Raw genomic sequence first — 18311 nt, forward strand, 5'->3', positions numbered from 1 at the left:
ATTTGTTCTGTTTAGCGTCATCTAAGCAGCGCAATACGACCGACTTTAACGTGCTGGCGTCGAATACTCACGTTTGGCGCTAGCTGGTATAAGTCGCCATTTCGACCAATTAATTGATCTGGCACATGACTGAGTTTCGCCACTTCAGCGTGAGCATCTAAATGTTTTGCCTCGCCATGAACGGGAATCGCCAATTGTGGCTGTACCCAAGTATAAAGCTGTTTGAGCTCTTCGCGACAAGGATGACCACTCACATGAATGGTTAAGTCAGTTTCATGAGCTTGCAAAGTACGGATCTTTCGGCCTTTAAATTGCTCGGCTAATCTGTCTATGGCTAGCTCATTACCCGGAATCCTCATGGAACTAAAAATCACCAAATCATCGGCTTCAAGACTCAAATCAAAACAATTATCTGCAGCTAAACGATTCAAGGTCGCTCTTGGCTCCCCTTGGCTTCCAGTCACGACCGCCAATACTTCTTCTCTTGGCAAATAACCAAGATGCGCCGCATCGATAATCGGCAAATCATCAGGCCAATGGCCTGTTACGCGTGCGGCGCTGACCATATTGGTCAGCGACCTTCCAATCAAGGCAAGGTATCGGCCTGTCGCTTTTGCCACTTGCCCCAACGCAACTAAACGCGCGACATTACTACTGAAACAACCTACCACAACACGGTTCTTTTCTGCCTCAATGGTTTTCAACAAGCCCTGATAACAATCGCTTTCAGATGGCGAAAAACCGTCTTTTAGTGCATTCGTTGAATCACACACCATGGCAAGAATATTTTCTTTGGCTAAGGCTTTAAAGCCGGAGGAAGAAAAACCGTCACCAAGAATCGGAGTCTTATCAATTTTCCAATCACCTGTATGAAAGATTTTTCCTACAGGTGTGTCGATGGTCATGGCATAAGGTTCGGGCACAGAATGTGTTAATCCCAACCATTTAACATTAAATACGCCAATTTTTTTGGTTTCATTCTCTTGCACTTCAATTATCGGCACTTGATCGGTCAAACCAACTTGAACCAACTTACGACGCAAGACTTCTGCGGTAAACGCCGTGGTATAAACTGGACATTTGAACCGTCGCCACAAAAATGGCAAAGCGCCCACGTGGTCTTCATGGGCGTGAGTAATCACAATGCCGGCTAAGCGCTCTTTTTGCTCGCTAATAAAACGCGGATCAGCACAAACGATTTCGGAAGTACGCAGGTCATCTGGTGTTAATGGCTCGTTAAAGGAAACACCACAATCGACCATCAACCATTGGCCATCGTGACCATATAGATTCATGTTCATGCCGATCTCGCCCGTGCCACCTAAAGGCAAAAACCATAAGTCCTCTTGTGAGGGAATCAAAGATGAAATAACGCACTCCTTGTAAATACAGGTCAATTCTTTCTATGGTACGCATTTTTCATAAATATCACAGCGTGCTCGTGACGAATGGAGAAAAGAAGCCCAAAATAAAAAACCTCTTTCTACTTTTCAGGTAAAAAGAGGTTTTGATCGACTCAGGAGCTTAAAAGTAGTGCTTTATAAAACTTCTTCACCATTCGCTATCACAGTATCACGCACAATTTGAGTGTAGTCTTGAGCCTCTTTCACAATTGCAGCTTCATCTACGGTAAGTATTTTCTTGTCTTCCATAAGGATTTTGCCGTCTACGATACTGTGTCGAACATCACTAGGATAAGCAGAATAAACCAAGGCTGAATAGGGGTTATAGATTGGTACCATATGCGGCGCCTTAGTATCCACCACGATAATGTCGGCCAGTTTGCCCACTTCCAATGACCCAACACGATTTTCCATATGCAGTGCTTTTGCTGCGCCCATAGTTGCCATATCAATGACTTTAATTGGTGGCATAGCCGCACGATCTTGATTCACTAACTTATGAACTTTAGCAACCTGACCAAACTCAGCAATGGTACTTAGGTTATTACCAGACATTGGACCATCTGTTCCTAGACCAATCCGCACTCCTTCGTCATACATTTTTAGAGCAGGCGAAACACCTTTCGCCGACTTGATATTCGCACTCATGTTGTGAGTCACACCCATACCGCTCTCTTTGACAAGTTCAATATCATGATCGTCTACAAGGATCATATGCGCGCCAACTAAGTGATCATTCAAAGCACCAATATCATGCATATATTGCACAGGACTTTTGCCATCGGCACGTGCAGCAATTTTTTCTTGCTCAGTGTGAGATTCCGCTAAATGAATCAGCACCGGCACATTTTTATCTTTGGATAACTCTGCTACTCGCTGCAATACTTCGGTGGTGTTGGTATAAGGAGCATGAGGCGCGAATGCTGGCGTAATACGCGGATGGTCTTTGTACTCTTCAATAAATTTTAACGCGTAGTTAATACCCTCTTCGGCATTTTTAGCATCAGCGACCGGAAACTTAATCACGGTTTCACCCAACACAGCACGCATACCGATTTGATCAACCGTTTTTGCGACTTCATCTTCAAAATAATACATATCAGCATAAGTCGTAACACCGCCACGTAACATCTCGACATTGCCAAGATTAGCGCCAATACGCACCATATCACGGGTGATTAGCTTGTTTTCAAGAGGAAATATATAGCGATGCAAACGATCAGGCACATCGTCTGCTAAAGAACGTAAAACCGTCATAGACACGTGAGTATGAGTATTTATTAAGCCAGGCATTACGATATCGCCTTGCACATCTAAGACTTTTTTCGCTTCAAACTTAGCAACCAAGGATGCGTCGCCGACTGCATAAATTTTGTTTCCTTTAATTGCAATAACGCCATGCTGGTATAGCGTTTTACTGTTATCCATGGTCAAAACGGTAGCGTCTTTGATCAACAAATCGACAGATTCAGCACTCCATAAGGGCGCCGACAAAGTTGTCGTTGCTAATACTGCCAATAAGACACTTTTTTTAAACTGCATTCGATTGTCCTTTATTAGATAATGTTCCAAGTAGATCGCTATTCATGACGGCGACATTGCTTAATAATACCTGCATGTTTTATTCCAACACAGAAGCATGTTCAAAACTTAGGATTAGAAATTGAATAATAACATCGTAACCAAGCTTCAAAATGGCCTTGGCAAAGCCATCACCTACTTCATCTTACTGTCCTGCGTGGCTATTTTTGTTGTCTATCTTGTGCAGCGTTTTGGGGCACAATACGCCGAGGACAAAATTAAGGAGCAGCTTGATCAGTCTGGCCTAGCACCTTTTGTTCAATATGGAAGTGTTCACCTTGATCCATTTACTCTGACACCTTCTCTGGAAAATGTCAGCTTTGGCAACGAAAATGCGCCGTGGTTACGTTTCGCTCGGATTTCATTCAATAGCTATCCAATAAACTACCCTGATTTAGATGTGGACTTTTGGATACAAGAAAGCCCAATAGACAGTTTGTCACGTGACACACGACGCCTCATGCGTGCTGCGGGAGTGGACACCTTACTTGGAAAAGGCTCGTTTACTTCCAAGGTTGAAGGTGAAAAAGTTTCGTCTCAATTCAAATTAGACATAAAGGATATTGGCAAGCTCAACCTGTTTTCTAACATCAATGTTCTGGATCACAATATCGCCATGTCTGATTTACGTTCAGATGTCATTGCATCGTTTGCATTAGGGCAGCCTGAGGCGCTACCTATCATCTATGGTGACGTCATTGAACTGCATTCTTTAAAAGTGGAATACGAAGAGTCTGGATTGATTGCTCATCTGCTCCCTAAGTCAGCGCTCTCACGCGACTCAAACGAAAACCAGTTAAACGGGCTGAAATATATGAGCCAAGCATTAGGTCTTGCACCAGCTAACTCAACAGAAGCAGAGCAGATTGCCGAGACGTTACTGACGTTTTTAAAGCAACCAGAAAAGCTAAACCTGACGATGTCGCCTCCATCAGCGATTAGCCTAAAAGAGCTCGCACTACTGGCAAACGAAGGTACGCTTTATAAAGACAGTAAGATGACGCTATCGAACGACTAATTTGACTGTTTTTCACAGCCTAGATGTCTTGAAAACAGAAGGCTGTGAAAAGTCGACACCTAAAAAGGGTTAAACATTTCTCGATAAGATTGATTAGATGTCGCTCTGGCAATGCCTTTCACCATTCTAAAAATCGACCAAGCCCAAACACAGAACAACAAAATATAACCAATAAAGAATAATGTCAGTATTACACCAATGACACTCCAGAAAATCCCCCACCAAAAGGTGCCAATAATATTGGCATAGTGATCTTCAAAAAATGTACCGCGGGCCTCATCCACTTTCACCATGGCCCAAATCGCACCAATAAACCAAAACACACCGGTAAATATGCCCAACAGCATAAAAACATAAGCGATCACCACATTGCTTTTTGCATTTTCCTCTCGTGATGTTAATGACCTAAAACGCTTCTCAGGTTCAAATCCGGACATCTATAAACACTCCGTTATCTCATAAAATTTTCTCTAATAAGCATAATGGGGATACTTTTAAAATTATCGCCCTCTTCTAATCCAGTTTTATGATTTCTTTTCAATACAAATACTTGTAACGTGGACTTTTCCCATTCTGTATTTACTCATACCTCCTAGGAACACTATGAAAAATGTGACTATTTTAGTCGATGTTCAAAATGTCTATTACACTACAAGACAAGCATTTGGGCGCCCTTTCGACTACAACACCTTTTGGCAACAAGCGACAGAAGGCCGAAATGTCGTAAAAGCGATTGCGTACGCGATAGACAGGGGTGATGAAAAACAACGGCAATTTCAAAATATCCTGCGAGCGATTGGCTTTGAAGTAAAATTGAAGCCATTCATTCAACGCGCGGATGGATCTGCAAAAGGTGACTGGGACGTAGGTATTGCTATTGATGGTATAGAACATGGCAAAGACAGTGATGTCCTTGTTTTACTTTCTGGTGATGGTGACTTCGACATCCTCGCTAAAACACTCAGAGAAAAATATCAAACTAGAGTCGAAGTGTATGGCGTTGAACCTTTAACCGCCCAGTCTTTAATCAATGCTGCTGACTCTTTTACTGCAATCAGTAACAAATTGTTACTTAAATAAATCTAACTATTCTATATTTTTAGGAGAGAATGTGTCGTCTTAAAAACCCTTACTGATTATTTTACATACAAAAAGTACAACATGATAACTCAGAGCAACTCCTTATTATTAGAGACAAGAGACATACTGCATAAGTGGCTTAGTCTTGCCACGGGTGCCATTATGATTTTTTTCTGCTTCATTAATGTCGTTATGTTAAATCAAGTGACTATTGGGGTTATTGAAGGCGTCTTCGGCTTACTGAACCTGTACTCTTTTAGAAGATCCCTATTAGAAAAAACGCATGAAGGGCATCATTACATGTTGGCTTTTTCAATGACTGCCGTTGTTTTATCTGCCTTTTATTTTGCAGACTTAAGAGCAGGCGCTATTTACTGGCTGCTTATTTTACCGCCTTTATATTGTTTATTAGCAGGCCCTAAACTTGGCCTTTTCTATACAATTGCCTTATCCCTACCTGCTATTGCCATTTTATTCATAAAATCAGATACCGAAAACTTTATCCCCTATCGGTCCATTCTTAATTTCGTATTAGCTTATTTTTTGTCCTACGGAATATGCTATTTATACGAGAGCCAGTACGCAAAAAGCAGCCTATTACTCGAAAAAATGGCTTTCCAAGATCCATTAACGGGAGCACAAAATCGTCATGCGTTAAGACTCTTCTTTGACCACTTCAATAAAGCGGCGGTAGACCCTTTTCAGGAAGAAGAACAAGAAGAAACTCGTCTGCTAATTATAGATATTGACCACTTCAAAAGTGTCAATGATGAATTTGGGCATGATGTTGGCGACTCAGTACTCATTGAGATGACCGAACTTCTTCATTATTGTATAAATAACAACCGTGTATATCGCATTGGTGGAGAAGAGTTTCTTATTGTCTTAACGAATCACACCCAAAACCAAGCGTTTGATTTTGCTGAAACTATTCGAAAAACGGTAGAGAGCTCTATTTTTAGAACGCATCAACAAAACATCAAGATCACAGTCAGCATTGGTATAGCGCAACTCAACAAAGGACAATCATTCAGAGAGTTTTTACGAGACGCAGATAAAAACCTTTACTCCGCAAAAAATAAAGGGCGCAACTTAGTACATTATGGGTCGATGAGTGTTACCGAAGCGGTTTAAAAGCACGCACTGCCTGAATTGAAGTATAGCTAACCACTCTTTACCTCCATGACTCTTAGGTGAGTCACAACTGGCTAAACGTTTCTAAAAATAGCGCTTCAACCTTATCTCTCGCCCAAGGCGTTTTACGAAGAAACTTTAAGCTAGATTTAACCGATGGATCACTTTTAAAACAATTGATATTGATACGAATCGCTAACTCTTCCCAGCCATAATGTTCGACCAAATCCGTGACAACCTTCTCTAATTTCACACCATGTAAAGGGTTATTAACTTGTGTTCCGACCATGTCTGTTTATTCCTATGACTCAATTAGCTATTTAGCCGAAAGTATACAGCAAGCTAAGACAAACTAACTTTTTTATTCAAAATCCTATCCTGCTTGTAGTAAGCTGACGATTAAAATAAATCATACGACGGCATTTGACTATTACAACAAATCCCCGAAGAATAACGAAAAATATAGGAGAACAATTTCATGGGTATTTTATCTAGCCTCAAAGGGCTATTTGCAAGCGGCGAAAGTAGCACATCAGAGAAAGCAGAAGACGTCGTAGAGTACAAAGGCTTTTCTATTGTACCAGCGCCGATAAAAGATGGCGGTCAATACAGAGTGGCCGCAACCATTACCAAGGGCGAAGGCGAAGAGCAAAAAACACACACCTTTATTCGTTCAGATTTAATGCCTAACCGCGACGAGTGTCTTGAAATCACCTTACGAAAAGCCAAGCTTACGATTGATCAACTAGGTGATAATATTTTTTAACTAATAGATGAAGAAGACGAATATGAGCGCACCAATAGGACAACACTGGCAACAAGTTAACGAATGTGAAGACCTATTGGGGGCAGACTTTCGCGCCCGCACCTTTTCCTTTGCAGGCCCTAAGACTCAAGTCCACACGACACTTATTCATCATCTCGGTAACCCTAATGCCACTAAAGCCATTTTGTACGTACACGGCTACACTGATTATTTTTTTCAGACCGGTTTAGCAGAGCACTTTGTCGATTTGGGCTATCGCTTCTATGCTCTGGATTTACAAGGCTATGGTCGTTCCATCCGACCATCAACGCCGCCAAATTGGTGTGAATCAATCGAACAATACGGCCAAGACCTAGACATTGCTTTGGCGACCATAAAACAAGATGGCGTTGATCAAGTTGTCATACTTGGGCATTCTACTGGCGGCTTGGTTGTATCAACTTATTTGGCTCAACCTTATGCTCTGTCTGAACGAGAAAGTCATTACAACAAGGCGTTTCCAAAAGTGATTGGACTCATGCTCAATAGCCCATTCCTCGCTTTGCCTTTTCCACCAGCGGTATTAAATTTTGTCAGCTGGCCAGTTCGAATTTTAGTATCTTTACTCCCGTTTTCCTATTTACGAGCGAAAAAAATCAACATCTACTCAAAATCACTACACACAATATACGGCGGTGAATGGGATTACCGATTAGATTGGAAACCCTCACAGGGGTTTGATTTATCTTTCCATTGGCTAAGGGAAGTTATTGTTGCCCAGCGTCACCTTGCAAATCAACGGCTAGACATCCCAACACTGATGTGTCATTCAAAAATCAGCACCATAGGCAAAGTAACGATAGAAGAAACGCAACAAGGCGATGGCGTATTAGACGTCGACAGCATGCAGCAAGCTGCCAAAAATACCTTCACCAACCTCACAAAAACGAGTATTCCACAAGGTTTCCATGACTTGTATTTGTCTCATCAACCAGCCCGTAGCGCTTATTTAGCTGCGATGACGGATTGGCTTAGAAGTATCAAATGAAATATTCATTATAGTAAATAGAAAATCATTAACGTCGAGCCCAAAATTGTGCGGCAAGCTGATATAAAGCTCCTGTTAACGAGCCAGCCTGATTAGCCTGTTCCAAATTTACTTCACCTGAATTCACATTGGAATTGGCTGCATTTCTTATCGTTTGTGTTCCAGCATTGATACCATCACAAACTACATTTTGTTGCTCTACCGCAGCTGCGATTTGTGCATTCATATCCGTAAGATTAACAATTTGAGCACGAATTTCCAAAAGAGACTCCGATGCTTGTCCCGCTAGCTTTACACAGGACAGAGTCTGCTCTCGACTGCTATCCATAACACACACTGCACGACGAGCCCCGTCCTGAATAGCAGAAATCATTTGTTGTGTATCCAAAGTCGAAGCCTGGGTACGGGCGGCTAAATTACGAACTTCATCAGCAACAACAGCAAAACCTCGCCCTTGCTCCCCAGCTCGAGCAGCTTCTATCGCTGCATTCAAGGCCAATAAATTAGTTTGATCCGCAACATCGCTAATCGCATCCATAACCTGAGAAATATCACCACTACGCTTCTCAAGCTCTTGTATGACATCAACGGCTTGCTGAATTTCCTTTTCTAGATCGTTAATCGCCAGACTGGTCTGCTCAACAAGTTGCATACCTGAAGTTGCTTCTACATTAGCCTTTTCTACGACAGAAGCAGCTTGTGCTGCATTATTTGAAACATTTTGAATACTTGCTGTCATTTCGTCGATGGAAGAGGCTATTTGTTCAGTTTCTTGCTGCTGCTTTAACGACTGATCATACGTCGTAACGACCGCTTGTTGTAACTGTGTTGTACACTCTTCTAATTGCCTAGCTGAATCACCAATACGACCAATAACAGCGCCTGTTTCGGACTCAGCCATACGTAAAGCAAACTCAATTTTCCCAAGTTCATCATGTCGCCCTGTATATACCATCTGACTTAAAGGGTTATCGACTATGCCCATCGCCTTCTTTGCCAGTTTATCTAATGGAGAAAGCGTATAAAAAAGCAGCACCAAACCAATTAGAGTACTTAAACCACCTGCAGTAAGGGCACTTGAAATAGACAAATCTGTTATACAAGCAGTCAGTAAAAGACTACTGACTATAGTAAGTAGTAATTGAAATCCGACCTTGGATTTGAACCCAAAACAGAGCCATCGTGAAAGCATTGGCTTACCAGCCCTCAATCTTGCATAAATATCTTCCGCTGCCTTTACCTGTTGTTCACTTGGCTTTGTACGCACGGACTGATATTCAACGGTCTTCCCATCTTTCACGATAGGAGTAGCGTATGCACTAACCCAGTAATGGTCTCCATTTTTGCAGCGGTTTTTAATAACCCCCATCCATGAGCGTCCAGATTTCAATGTTTGCCACATATGTTGAAATGCGTCTTTGGGCATATCAGGATGTCGTACAATATTATGGGGCTGCCCTGATAACTCTTCTTTTGTAAAACCACTAATCCGAATAAAATCAGGATTGACATAGGTAATATGACTGTGGATATCTGTTGTAGAAAGGATATTCGCACCTTCAGAGAGAGTAATATTGCGATTAGTTATCGGTAAATTACTGCGCATTTATAAAACTCCATTCTAATAAACGCCTTTTTAGTAGGTATTCCTTCGTAAACATACTCACAATGTACATTTGTCCTACAATGTATTTTAGACACTGCTTTAGTATCAGAATTTGGGTAAAATTAAATGTTTTGATAATTGATCATCCTGCTAAAAAATCAATTGGCACTACCTAAAAGTGAGAAGAAAATAACAACTTGAAGTTGAATTTGCTTAATTTAGAAAAATCATTATAGTGGAGAAAATACACATTGCAATTAGATTATGTGGAAGAAATACACAAAAGAATAAAGCCTGAGCTAAAAAGACTCGGCATATCAATGGCAGAAGCATCCAGAAGAATAGGAGAAACCGATTCACAAGGACTACGAGATGTATGTGCAGGCCGAAAACGGGCCAGTGCCGAACTGATCGCTAAGCTTATGTTGATAGAAGGAATTAACATTCAACATATTCTTACAGGAGGAAGTATGGAAGAAAATACGCTAAACAAAGAGAAATTATATGACACTTCTGTTTGTATATTAACCATGGAAGAGAAGGCTATTCTATCAAGTTACCGTCTCGCCTCAGAAACAGGCAAGCGGGTAATTGCTGCTGCCTGCACTATCCTTGCCGAAGAAAAAATACAAAATAAAGAAAACAGATAACGAACCCAATTAATGATCTATTTATATATTAAAAGATATAGATGAATCACCTACCTTGTTTAAGCATCACTCTATCCAATAAACAAGTCGGTAAAATACGCTTCATTAGAACCGCGGCATACGTTGGTGTCGTCACATAATAACGAGCTCTAGGTCGCGTTGACTCGAGCGCATGAATCAATTTGTGCACCACCGCACTGGCTGGCAAGGTTTGTGATGAGGTCACGCCCTCTTTACTCAAACGAGCAATCGCTTCTGCGTAACCTTTTTGGTGACGGCTGTTTTCCATGTCGATATTGTTTTGCAAAGCGAGCAAAGCATTAGCACGAAAACGACTTTCAATCGGACCTGGCTCAATTAAGCAAACCTTAATAGGCGTGTCCGACAATTCCAAACGCAAGGTATCTGTTAAGCCTTCTAAAGCAAATTTACTAGCGTTGTAAGCACCACGGAACGGCGCAGCAACCAAACCAAGTACAGAGCTATTATTGATAATACGCCCATAACCTTGAGCCAGCATTATTTTCAGCACTTTCGTGGTCAGCTCGTGCGTACCAAAGAAATTACACTCAAACTGAGCTCTTAACGCATCCACCGGCAAATCTTCTACCGCACCGGGCTGGCCATAAGCGCCATTATTAAACAGAGCAAAAAGCTGGCCATTGGTAATAGCCAATGTTTCTTGCAAGCCTTTTTCTATCGAAGCCGAATCCGTTAAATCCAGCTGAATAACATGCTTGATACCTTGGGCTTTCAACGCTTCTACATCTTCTTGTTTGCGACAACTGGCCACCACCAAGAAATCACGCTCTTGGAGCATTCTGGCGGCTTCCAGTCCAATTCCCGTCGAACAACCTGTAATAAGAATAGAATATTGCATAGCGCTTCCTTATGAAAAAAGTATTCAAGCTTTGGATGGTAGCAAAAAGTCATGCTAAGTGTCGTTTTCTTGATTTTGATCACAATATTAACAGCCACTCCAGCCCATAATCTCTGCTTATAAAACAAACATTAATACTAATAGGGATATCGCATGAAGCTCAGCTCAATCAAGGTCAGCTATAAACTATGGGGACTTATCGGCACTTTAGTCACATTACTCATCGTATTTAGCGCCATGGCCTATAGCGAACTGCACAGTGAATTGCTCAACGCACGACAGCTTCAAGTGAAAGAACAAGTAGATAACGCTTATTCCCTCGTAAAATATTACGGAGATCAAGCGCCCGTCATCGGAGAAGAACAAGCTAAACAGTCTGCTTTGGCTGCGCTATCTGCCCTACGCTTTGGCGCCGATGGCTATTTCTGGGTAAACGACATGCAAGCTACGCTACTAATGCACCCTTTCAAACCGGAAATCATTGGCAAAAACATGACAAATGTCACCGACATCAATGGCTTTCACCACTGGCAAGAAATGGTATCTGTAGTGAAAAAACAAGAGGAAGGCTATGTTCACTATGCCTACAAAGGCCCACAAGTTTCACAGCCTGAGGATAAAGTGTCTTATGTAAAAGGCTATCGACCTTGGGGCTGGGTCATTGGCAGCGGCGTACTATACAGCGGTGTTACGGATATTTTTTGGGCTGCAGTGCAAAAATCTGCGGTTATCGAACTGATTCTAGTGCTTATTGCTCTTATCGGTAGCGTCACCATTGTTCGCAACATCACACGACCACTTAAAACCGTAACAGAACACTTACAACATATCTCAGATGGCGATCTTACCAAGCAATTAGATATGCAACGAGGAGACGAAATTGGTATTTTAGCCAACGCGGCAAACCACGTATCCGTTTCATTAAACGACACTTTACTAGAAGTCGATCACGCCATCACCGAACTGCAAGCTGTTTGCGTACAAATGCAAGGCAATAGCTTACATACTAAACAAGGGATGGATCACCAATTTCAAGAAGTCGAAATGCTCGCTACCGCCATGAACGAAATGTCTTATTCCATAAAAGACGTAGCACAACATGCCAAAGATACCGCCGATGCGACACAAACAGTGCAAACTATTACGCGTCAAAGTAGCCAAGACCTAAATGCCACTAACGAAGACATCCAAAGCTTAACCAAGAACATAGAAGGTGCTAACGACGTCATTATTAAACTGCTTGAGCAAACAGGCGACATCGACTCTGTTTTAGGCGTGATTGGTGATATTTCCGAGCAAACCAACCTACTTGCCTTAAACGCAGCCATTGAAGCGGCGCGTGCTGGTGAACTAGGCCGTGGCTTTGCCGTCGTAGCCGATGAAGTTCGCTCACTGGCCAGCCGAACTCAAGGATCGACCGTCGAAATCCGCTCAATTATCGAAAAACTTCAGCATCAATCAAAAGAAGCATCAACCTCTATGGCGACCAGCACCCAACAAGCTGAACGCGGCGCGGACAGAATGCATGTAGCCGCTGAAAACTTGAAAAACATGCTAATACAAGTAGACGATGTATCCGCTCGCAGCCATCAAATCGCCTCTGCTGCGGAACAGCAAGGTACAGTGGCCGAAGAGATTAACCACAACATAATGGGTATTCGAACAGTATCTGAAAAGGTACTAGAGGATTCTCAACAAGTATCTGAAGGCAGCACAATGATTGCAAAAATGACCGATGAGTTAAGCAAAAAAATCAAACAATTCCAGTTTGCTTAATCATTCATTGACTTATTTCATCATAAGATCTGACTTCGTTATATTAGCGAAGTCAGACTAAAACCTCATATATCCGTATACCCTTTGCTCTTCAGCAACGTCTGAAACGATACGAGTGATGGCAAAAAATCATAACGCCAGCCCGTTGGAAGCTTTACGTCACCATTCTTATAAAAAGCAGAAAATTAAACACCTTTCTCTTTCAAAATCCCTCAATAGCGGGCATTTTGAGGAATTATCTTAATAACAGTTTATCGGGAAATGGCCTATATTCATCACTAGATGAATTAATAACAGGAGCCAATGATGACCACTAAGATGGGGCGTCCTAAGCAATCAGATAGCAAACAAGAATCAGCGCGCGCGAATCTAATAGAGGCCGCCAAATTATGTTTTTCAACCTATGGCTTTGATAAAATATCAACGCGTAAAATTGCTCTTAAGGCGGGGGTTGATGCCGCCATGATTCGTTACTACTTCGGTTCAAAAGCAGGTTTATTCGAAGCAATAATACAAGAAACCTTAGCTCCAGTTATCGAACAATTTCAAGCTGACATTGACCCAGATACCCCACCCAATCCTTTGTTACTAATGCAAACCTACTATCGCATGATTGCGGCTAACCCTATGCTGCCAAAACTCATGTTACATGTACTCAGTCAACAGGATAATCCGCAAGTATTCACCATATTAACTGGCGTCATCGACAATCTACTCAAGCGCTCAGAAAAATGGATCGAAGCATTCAAGCAACAGGAACAAATTAACCCTAACCTCAACCCAGCCTGGATCCGACTAAGTTTTGTTAGCCTCATGATATTCCCTGTGCTAGCTCCCAAATACCTACAAGACCAACTTGGAGTCGAATTAAAAGAAGATTGGCTACTGGGCTTAGCTGATCACAACCAAACTTTATTAGAGCAAGGCCTTTTTACCTCCCCCTCTATGCCATCAGCGAATCCAACTCAAGACAAACCAAATAAAGGCAAACCATTATGAAAACACGACACATGCTATTTTCAATCATGGTGTTGATATCTTTAACGGCCTGCCAAACAGAAGACAACTCTCATGCCATGGGCAACATCGAACGAGATAGAATCAGCTTGTCAGCTCCCGCAGCAGAACAAATCGTTTTGATCAAAGTACATGAAGGGCAAAAGGTAAATCAAGGCGACACCCTACTACAATTAGACTCACGTAGCGCTGACGCACTCATAGCCCAACGCGAAGCAGAACTTGCTCAAGCCAATGCAGCTCTAAGTGTACTGACTGCAGGCACTAGACCAGAGCAATTAAGTGCCGCATTAGCTGCATTAAAAGCCACCCAGGCTGCTAGTAAAGAAGCGCAATTAAAATATCAAAGATTCGCTGAGCTTTATAAAAGCAAGGTCATTGGCAAAGCAGACTTTGACACCGCCCGAGCTAACAGAGACAGTACCAAAGCCAAAGCACAGCAAGCTCACGATCAATGGCTAGAACTAAAAAATGGTGCCCGTGAAGAAGACATTGCTCAGTCAAGTGCCAAAGTACAAGCCGCACAAGCGGCCTTATTGTGGCAAGAAAAAGCCCGTGAAGACCTCATCATCAAAGCGCCAATTGAAGGCATTATTGACACACTACCATGGCACGAAGGTGATCGGGTCACCGCTGGCACTCAGTTAATGAGCCTGCTGTCTATTGGCCAACCTTATGCACGAGTCTATTTACCCGCCAACGCATTAACAAAAATAAAAACCGGCGATACCATTAACGTGTTTGCCGATGGCATCGAGTCCCCCATTCAAGGTCGTGTACGAAATATCCGCTCACAACCCGCTTACACACCCTTTTATGCGCTCAACGAACGTGATCGAGCGCGTTTGATGTACCTGACAGACATCGACCTAATCAATGCTAACAATTTACCCACTGGGCTAGCTGTAGAGGTACGTTTACCATGAATACCTCTCCAATAACCGAACCAACAGAATTCGCCATCGAAGCCAAAGGCTTAAGCAAACACTTCGGCAATAAAATTGCTGTGAATAAACTCAATTTAACCATTCCAAAAGGGAGTATCTATGGCTTTCTTGGTCCTAACGGCTGCGGAAAGTCCACCAGTATTCGCCTACTTACTGGATTGTTAGAAGCCAGTGAAGGTAATGTCAGCATTTTAGGAAGCCCGTTGTTGGGCCATGAAGAATCTCTAAAGAAACGCATTGGTTATATGACACAAAAGTTTTCTTTGTACGACAACCTTACAGTTCAAGAGAATCTAAGCTTTGTCGGTGCTATCTATGGTTTTGCAGGAAAGCGCAAGAAAAACCGTCTAGAAGAGTTACTCGCTTTATACGATTTAGAAAAACAAGCAAAACAATTTGCAGGGTCAATGAGTGGCGGACAAAAACAGCGCCTCGCACTGGCTTGTGCCACACTCCACTCGCCCGAATTATTGTTTCTCGATGAACCTACATCTGCTGTTGATCCTGAGAACCGTCGAGAATTTTGGGAAAGACTATTTGACCTTTGCGCTACAGGCACAACCATCCTAGTATCCACCCACTATATGGATGAGGCCGAGCGCTGCCACGCTCTCGCAATTTTAGAAAACGGTAATAAACGCGCTGATGGTTCTCCCCAAGCCTTAATGGATGCTATGCCTGCCACCGTCGTGGAAGTTAGTGGTAATAAGTTAAGACAACTCAAACAGACACTAACCCAACATCCAGAAATTCTCTCTGCGGCGCAAATTGGCGCGCATCTAAGAGTATTAGTGAAGAAAAAAGTACAAGACCCTCTCAATTTCATCTCACAACTCAGCAATGGCAGAGAAACCGTATTAGCTCGCCCCAGCCTTGAAGACGTGTTTGTTACCTGCACCGGAGACCGATATGTGGATTAGAGTGTATGCCATTTTTATCAAAGAATTAAAACAGCTCTCCCGAGACAGAATGACCTTTGGCATGATTATCATGATACCGCTGGTACAACTTATGCTGTTTGGTTATGCGATTAACACCGATGCTAGACACATTAACGTTGGCCTTGTCGACCTCAGCCAAACATCGGAAAGCCGAGCTGTCGAGCAAGCACTGGTCGCCACTCAATCCGTCGACTTTATTGCACGCTATCGCTCGATAAAAGAAGCCGAAGTCGCAATTACCAAGGGCGAGATTAGAGCCGTCCTGTATTTGCCAGCCGATATGACTCGTCGCCTATTCAATCACCCACTCTATGATAATAAACAGGCCGATTCTGCGCTCACTCTGCCCATAGGACAATGGATAGTCGATGGCTCAGATACTGTTATTACCTCCACCATCAGAACATTACGCAATATGCCCTTAAACGAAGTGGCTAACCATACCGTAACACGCTCTTCGCCGAGTTTCGAAGTCGTACAATACTTTAATCCAGAACAAAGAACCGTGGTGAATATTGTCCCAGGCTTAGTGGCAGTAATTCTGACTATGACAATGATTTTATTCACCTCATCCGCCATAGTAAGAGAAAGTGAGCAAGGCAATATGGAGTTCCTCATTACCACGCCAGTACGCTCGATCGAACTCATGATAGGAAAAATAGCGCCTTATGTTTTAGTTGGGCTATTACAAGTCGCCATTATTTTAAGCGTGGGTCAATGGCTTTTTTCGGTGCCGATTAAAGGCAGTTTCCTATCACTACTTGGCAGCTCTATTTTGTTCATTTTTGCCAGCTTAACCCTTGGATTGGTGCTTTCCACCATTGCAAAAACACAGTTACAATCGATGCAAATGACCATATTTATTCTCCTGCCATCAATATTGCTATCGGGGTTTATGTTCCCTTACGATGCCATGCCAGTCGCAGCTCAATGGATTGCAGAAGCCCTGCCGGTCACGCACTTCATGCGTATGATTCGTGCTATTGCCTTGCGAGATGCCAGCTTACTTTTATTAGGAAAAGATGCACTATGGTTAGGATTATTTACCGTAGGCGGGATCGTGATTGCCTCGTTACGCTTTAAGAAGACACTGGGGTAAATGTAACAAGCCCCTTAAAGTGTCTTTATATATTGACTTGGCGTAATCCCGAACGACTTATAAAAACGCTGACTAAATCGCTCTTGAGACTGGTAACCACAGCGCACCGCGATGTCTATTTGTTGGCGATAACCTTGTTGCATCAAACTAAGAGCATGATTCATACGCACTCGGGTTAACAAAGTCCTAAACTGTGTATTTTCTTCTTTTAAACGACGAATCAGCGTCGCCCGACTCATCGAGAAATGGGTAGCAACTTGATCCAATTGATAATCTTGCCATGGTGCTTGTTGTAAAAGCTCAGTGATTTTTTGCTCAAAAGATACAGAATGCCCTTCAAAGAGTAGATGTAACTTCCCTGCCTCAGCCAATTGCTGGTAAAAGCCATTTAACCAATACGCCTGAATCGTTTCACTCACACTCTGTGTATCTAATTCCAGCAAGAAATCGAGACTCACCATTACTGAACGATTAGGTTTAAAGCGTGGCGAGCATTCATTCTTAGCCACCTTAATGCTCATCTGTATCATGTCTTCTGCAGGCGGCAATAAAAAACTCATCTGCACGGACAAAAAGCGTTCTTTGCTTGGCTCATTTTCAAACGTCAGTTGTTGTCCTGCTTTCGTTAACAATAATATTGAGGCATCAAATTCCAACACGTCATCCTGCCAAAATAAACGTTTACGCCCTGAACGAATTTTGAAAAGACTAGGAGTAAGAATGGCCACATTCCGCAATCGCTGTGTCTGCAAACCATACATTTGACTAACTTTAAAAACAGGACTCATTTTTACTCCTAATAGATGATCAGTTATCTATTATAAGATGCGACTAACATAGCCTTACCAATTGCCATGCTACGGACGGTAAAGCCAGCTAACGCAGCAGATACATCAGCGCTTAAATCCAGCTTTTCAACGGGTAACGCCCAAACAGTAAACTGATAACGATGCATATTATCGCCCTTTGGTGGGCAAAAACCACCAAAGCCAACACTACCGTAATCTGATTTCAGCTCTGTCGCACCAAGCTTAGTTAAGTCTGCACCTTGAACCAAAGACGTAACAGAAGCCGGAATATTAAACGCCGACCAATGCCACCAGCCACTGCCTGATGGAGCGTCTGGATCGTACACGGTAATAGCGTAACTTTTCGTTCCTTTAGGCGCATCGGACCATTCAAGTTGGGGGGACTTATTATCTCCGTTACAACCAAAGCTGTTAAACTCAAAAGCATGCGGTATCTTTTGCCCTTCTTGAATATCTTGGCTTGTAAGTTCAAATGCATTGCTGCTCATGGATACTAAGCCGCTTAACGCTGCAGTCATAAGAAATACTTTTTTCATCATTTTCACCTTACTGTTTTAACCTTTAAAGTCGTTATAGT

Annotated in this window: 19 protein-coding genes; 11 read left to right on the plus strand and 8 right to left on the minus strand. The window is 42.5% G+C overall.

Features of this window, described 5'->3' with window-relative positions; translation table 11 throughout:
- Positions 1-17: 17 nt before the first annotated feature.
- Together DFP80_RS16080 and DFP80_RS16085 are read right to left on the minus strand one after the other, a co-directional pair.
- Entirely contained in the window at positions 18-1301 is a 1284-nt protein-coding gene (locus DFP80_RS16080; RefSeq protein ID WP_241560286.1) for a ribonuclease J, read from the minus strand.
- 237 nt (positions 1302-1538) lie between these two features.
- On the minus strand, positions 1539-2945 hold the full coding sequence (locus DFP80_RS16085) for an amidohydrolase (RefSeq protein WP_113917827.1): 1407 nt from the start codon (positions 2943-2945) through the stop codon (positions 1539-1541).
- A 121-nt stretch (positions 2946-3066) separates the two neighbouring features.
- Here DFP80_RS16085 and DFP80_RS16090 point away from each other — a divergent pair, with 121 nt between their 5' ends.
- On the plus strand, positions 3067-4002 hold the full coding sequence (locus tag DFP80_RS16090) for an aq_1923 C-terminal domain (protein ID WP_113917828.1): 936 nt from the start codon (positions 3067-3069) through the stop codon (positions 4000-4002).
- Positions 4003-4061: 59 nt separating this feature from the next.
- Here DFP80_RS16090 and DFP80_RS16095 read toward each other — a convergent pair whose 3' ends face one another.
- Positions 4062-4439, minus strand: a complete 378-nt coding sequence (locus DFP80_RS16095; RefSeq protein ID WP_113917829.1) for a DUF4870 family protein — start codon at positions 4437-4439, stop codon at positions 4062-4064.
- A gap of 166 nt (positions 4440-4605) precedes the next feature.
- On the opposite strand from DFP80_RS16095, the gene DFP80_RS16100 reads away from it, so the two are divergent.
- Together DFP80_RS16100 and DFP80_RS16105 are read left to right on the plus strand one after the other, a co-directional pair.
- Positions 4606-5082 carry an NYN domain-containing protein gene (locus DFP80_RS16100; RefSeq protein WP_113917830.1) on the plus strand — a complete coding sequence of 159 codons (477 nt, stop codon included), beginning with the start codon at positions 4606-4608 and terminating at the stop codon, positions 5080-5082.
- Positions 5083-5163: 81 nt separating this feature from the next.
- Positions 5164-6216: a GGDEF domain-containing protein gene (locus DFP80_RS16105; protein ID WP_241560287.1), complete on the plus strand. Its 1053-nt coding sequence runs from the start codon at positions 5164-5166 to the stop codon at positions 6214-6216.
- Between the two features lie 64 nt (positions 6217-6280).
- Here DFP80_RS16105 and DFP80_RS16110 read toward each other — a convergent pair whose 3' ends face one another.
- Positions 6281-6505 (minus strand): VF530 family protein, encoded by a 225-nt coding sequence (locus DFP80_RS16110; protein WP_113917832.1) that lies wholly within the window; start codon positions 6503-6505, stop codon positions 6281-6283.
- A gap of 189 nt (positions 6506-6694) precedes the next feature.
- Here DFP80_RS16110 and DFP80_RS16115 point away from each other — a divergent pair, with 189 nt between their 5' ends.
- Both DFP80_RS16115 and DFP80_RS16120 read left to right on the plus strand, forming a co-directional pair.
- Complete coding sequence (locus tag DFP80_RS16115) at positions 6695-6982, plus strand: HlyU family transcriptional regulator (protein WP_113917833.1); 288 nt, start codon at positions 6695-6697, stop codon at positions 6980-6982.
- 22 nt (positions 6983-7004) lie between these two features.
- Positions 7005-8009 (plus strand): alpha/beta hydrolase, encoded by a 1005-nt coding sequence (locus DFP80_RS16120; RefSeq protein ID WP_113917834.1) that lies wholly within the window; start codon positions 7005-7007, stop codon positions 8007-8009.
- A gap of 28 nt (positions 8010-8037) precedes the next feature.
- On the opposite strand, the gene DFP80_RS16125 is transcribed toward DFP80_RS16120, so the two are convergent.
- Positions 8038-9615: a methyl-accepting chemotaxis protein gene (locus DFP80_RS16125; protein ID WP_113917835.1), complete on the minus strand. Its 1578-nt coding sequence runs from the start codon at positions 9613-9615 to the stop codon at positions 8038-8040.
- Positions 9616-9866: 251 nt separating this feature from the next.
- Here DFP80_RS16125 and DFP80_RS16130 point away from each other — a divergent pair, with 251 nt between their 5' ends.
- The gene (locus DFP80_RS16130; RefSeq protein WP_113917836.1) at positions 9867-10265 is read left to right on the plus strand and encodes a hypothetical protein; all 399 of its coding nucleotides are present in this window, start codon (positions 9867-9869) and stop codon (positions 10263-10265) included.
- Positions 10266-10311: 46 nt separating this feature from the next.
- On the opposite strand, the gene DFP80_RS16135 is transcribed toward DFP80_RS16130, so the two are convergent.
- A complete protein-coding gene (locus tag DFP80_RS16135; protein ID WP_113917837.1) occupies positions 10312-11145 on the minus strand; it encodes an SDR family oxidoreductase in 834 nt (277 codons plus the stop codon).
- A 153-nt stretch (positions 11146-11298) separates the two neighbouring features.
- Here DFP80_RS16135 and DFP80_RS16140 point away from each other — a divergent pair, with 153 nt between their 5' ends.
- From DFP80_RS16140 to DFP80_RS16160, 5 genes are all read left to right on the plus strand, one after another.
- Complete coding sequence (locus DFP80_RS16140) at positions 11299-12921, plus strand: methyl-accepting chemotaxis protein (protein ID WP_113917838.1); 1623 nt, start codon at positions 11299-11301, stop codon at positions 12919-12921.
- Positions 12922-13227: 306 nt separating this feature from the next.
- The gene (locus DFP80_RS16145; protein ID WP_113917839.1) at positions 13228-13920 is read left to right on the plus strand and encodes a TetR/AcrR family transcriptional regulator; all 693 of its coding nucleotides are present in this window, start codon (positions 13228-13230) and stop codon (positions 13918-13920) included.
- The gene (locus DFP80_RS16150; protein WP_113917840.1) at positions 13917-14864 is read left to right on the plus strand and encodes an HlyD family secretion protein; all 948 of its coding nucleotides are present in this window, start codon (positions 13917-13919) and stop codon (positions 14862-14864) included. The genes DFP80_RS16145 and DFP80_RS16150 overlap by 4 nt, the downstream gene beginning before the upstream one ends.
- The gene (locus DFP80_RS16155; protein WP_113917841.1) at positions 14861-15805 is read left to right on the plus strand and encodes an ABC transporter ATP-binding protein; all 945 of its coding nucleotides are present in this window, start codon (positions 14861-14863) and stop codon (positions 15803-15805) included. The genes DFP80_RS16150 and DFP80_RS16155 overlap by 4 nt, the downstream gene beginning before the upstream one ends.
- Complete coding sequence (locus DFP80_RS16160; RefSeq protein WP_113917842.1) at positions 15795-16925, plus strand: ABC transporter permease; 1131 nt, start codon at positions 15795-15797, stop codon at positions 16923-16925. The genes DFP80_RS16155 and DFP80_RS16160 overlap by 11 nt, the downstream gene beginning before the upstream one ends.
- Positions 16926-16939: 14 nt before the next feature.
- Here the strand turns inward: DFP80_RS16160 and DFP80_RS16165 are convergent, their stop codons facing one another.
- A complete protein-coding gene (locus DFP80_RS16165) occupies positions 16940-17713 on the minus strand; it encodes a helix-turn-helix transcriptional regulator (protein WP_113917843.1) in 774 nt (257 codons plus the stop codon).
- Positions 17714-17736: 23 nt separating this feature from the next.
- Positions 17737-18270, minus strand: a complete 534-nt coding sequence (locus DFP80_RS16170) for a YbhB/YbcL family Raf kinase inhibitor-like protein (protein WP_113917844.1) — start codon at positions 18268-18270, stop codon at positions 17737-17739.
- Positions 18271-18311: the final 41 nt, after the last annotated feature.

Source organism: Marinomonas rhizomae (genome assembly GCF_003315485.1).
GTDB classification, from domain to species: domain Bacteria; phylum Pseudomonadota; class Gammaproteobacteria; order Pseudomonadales; family Marinomonadaceae; genus Marinomonas; species Marinomonas rhizomae.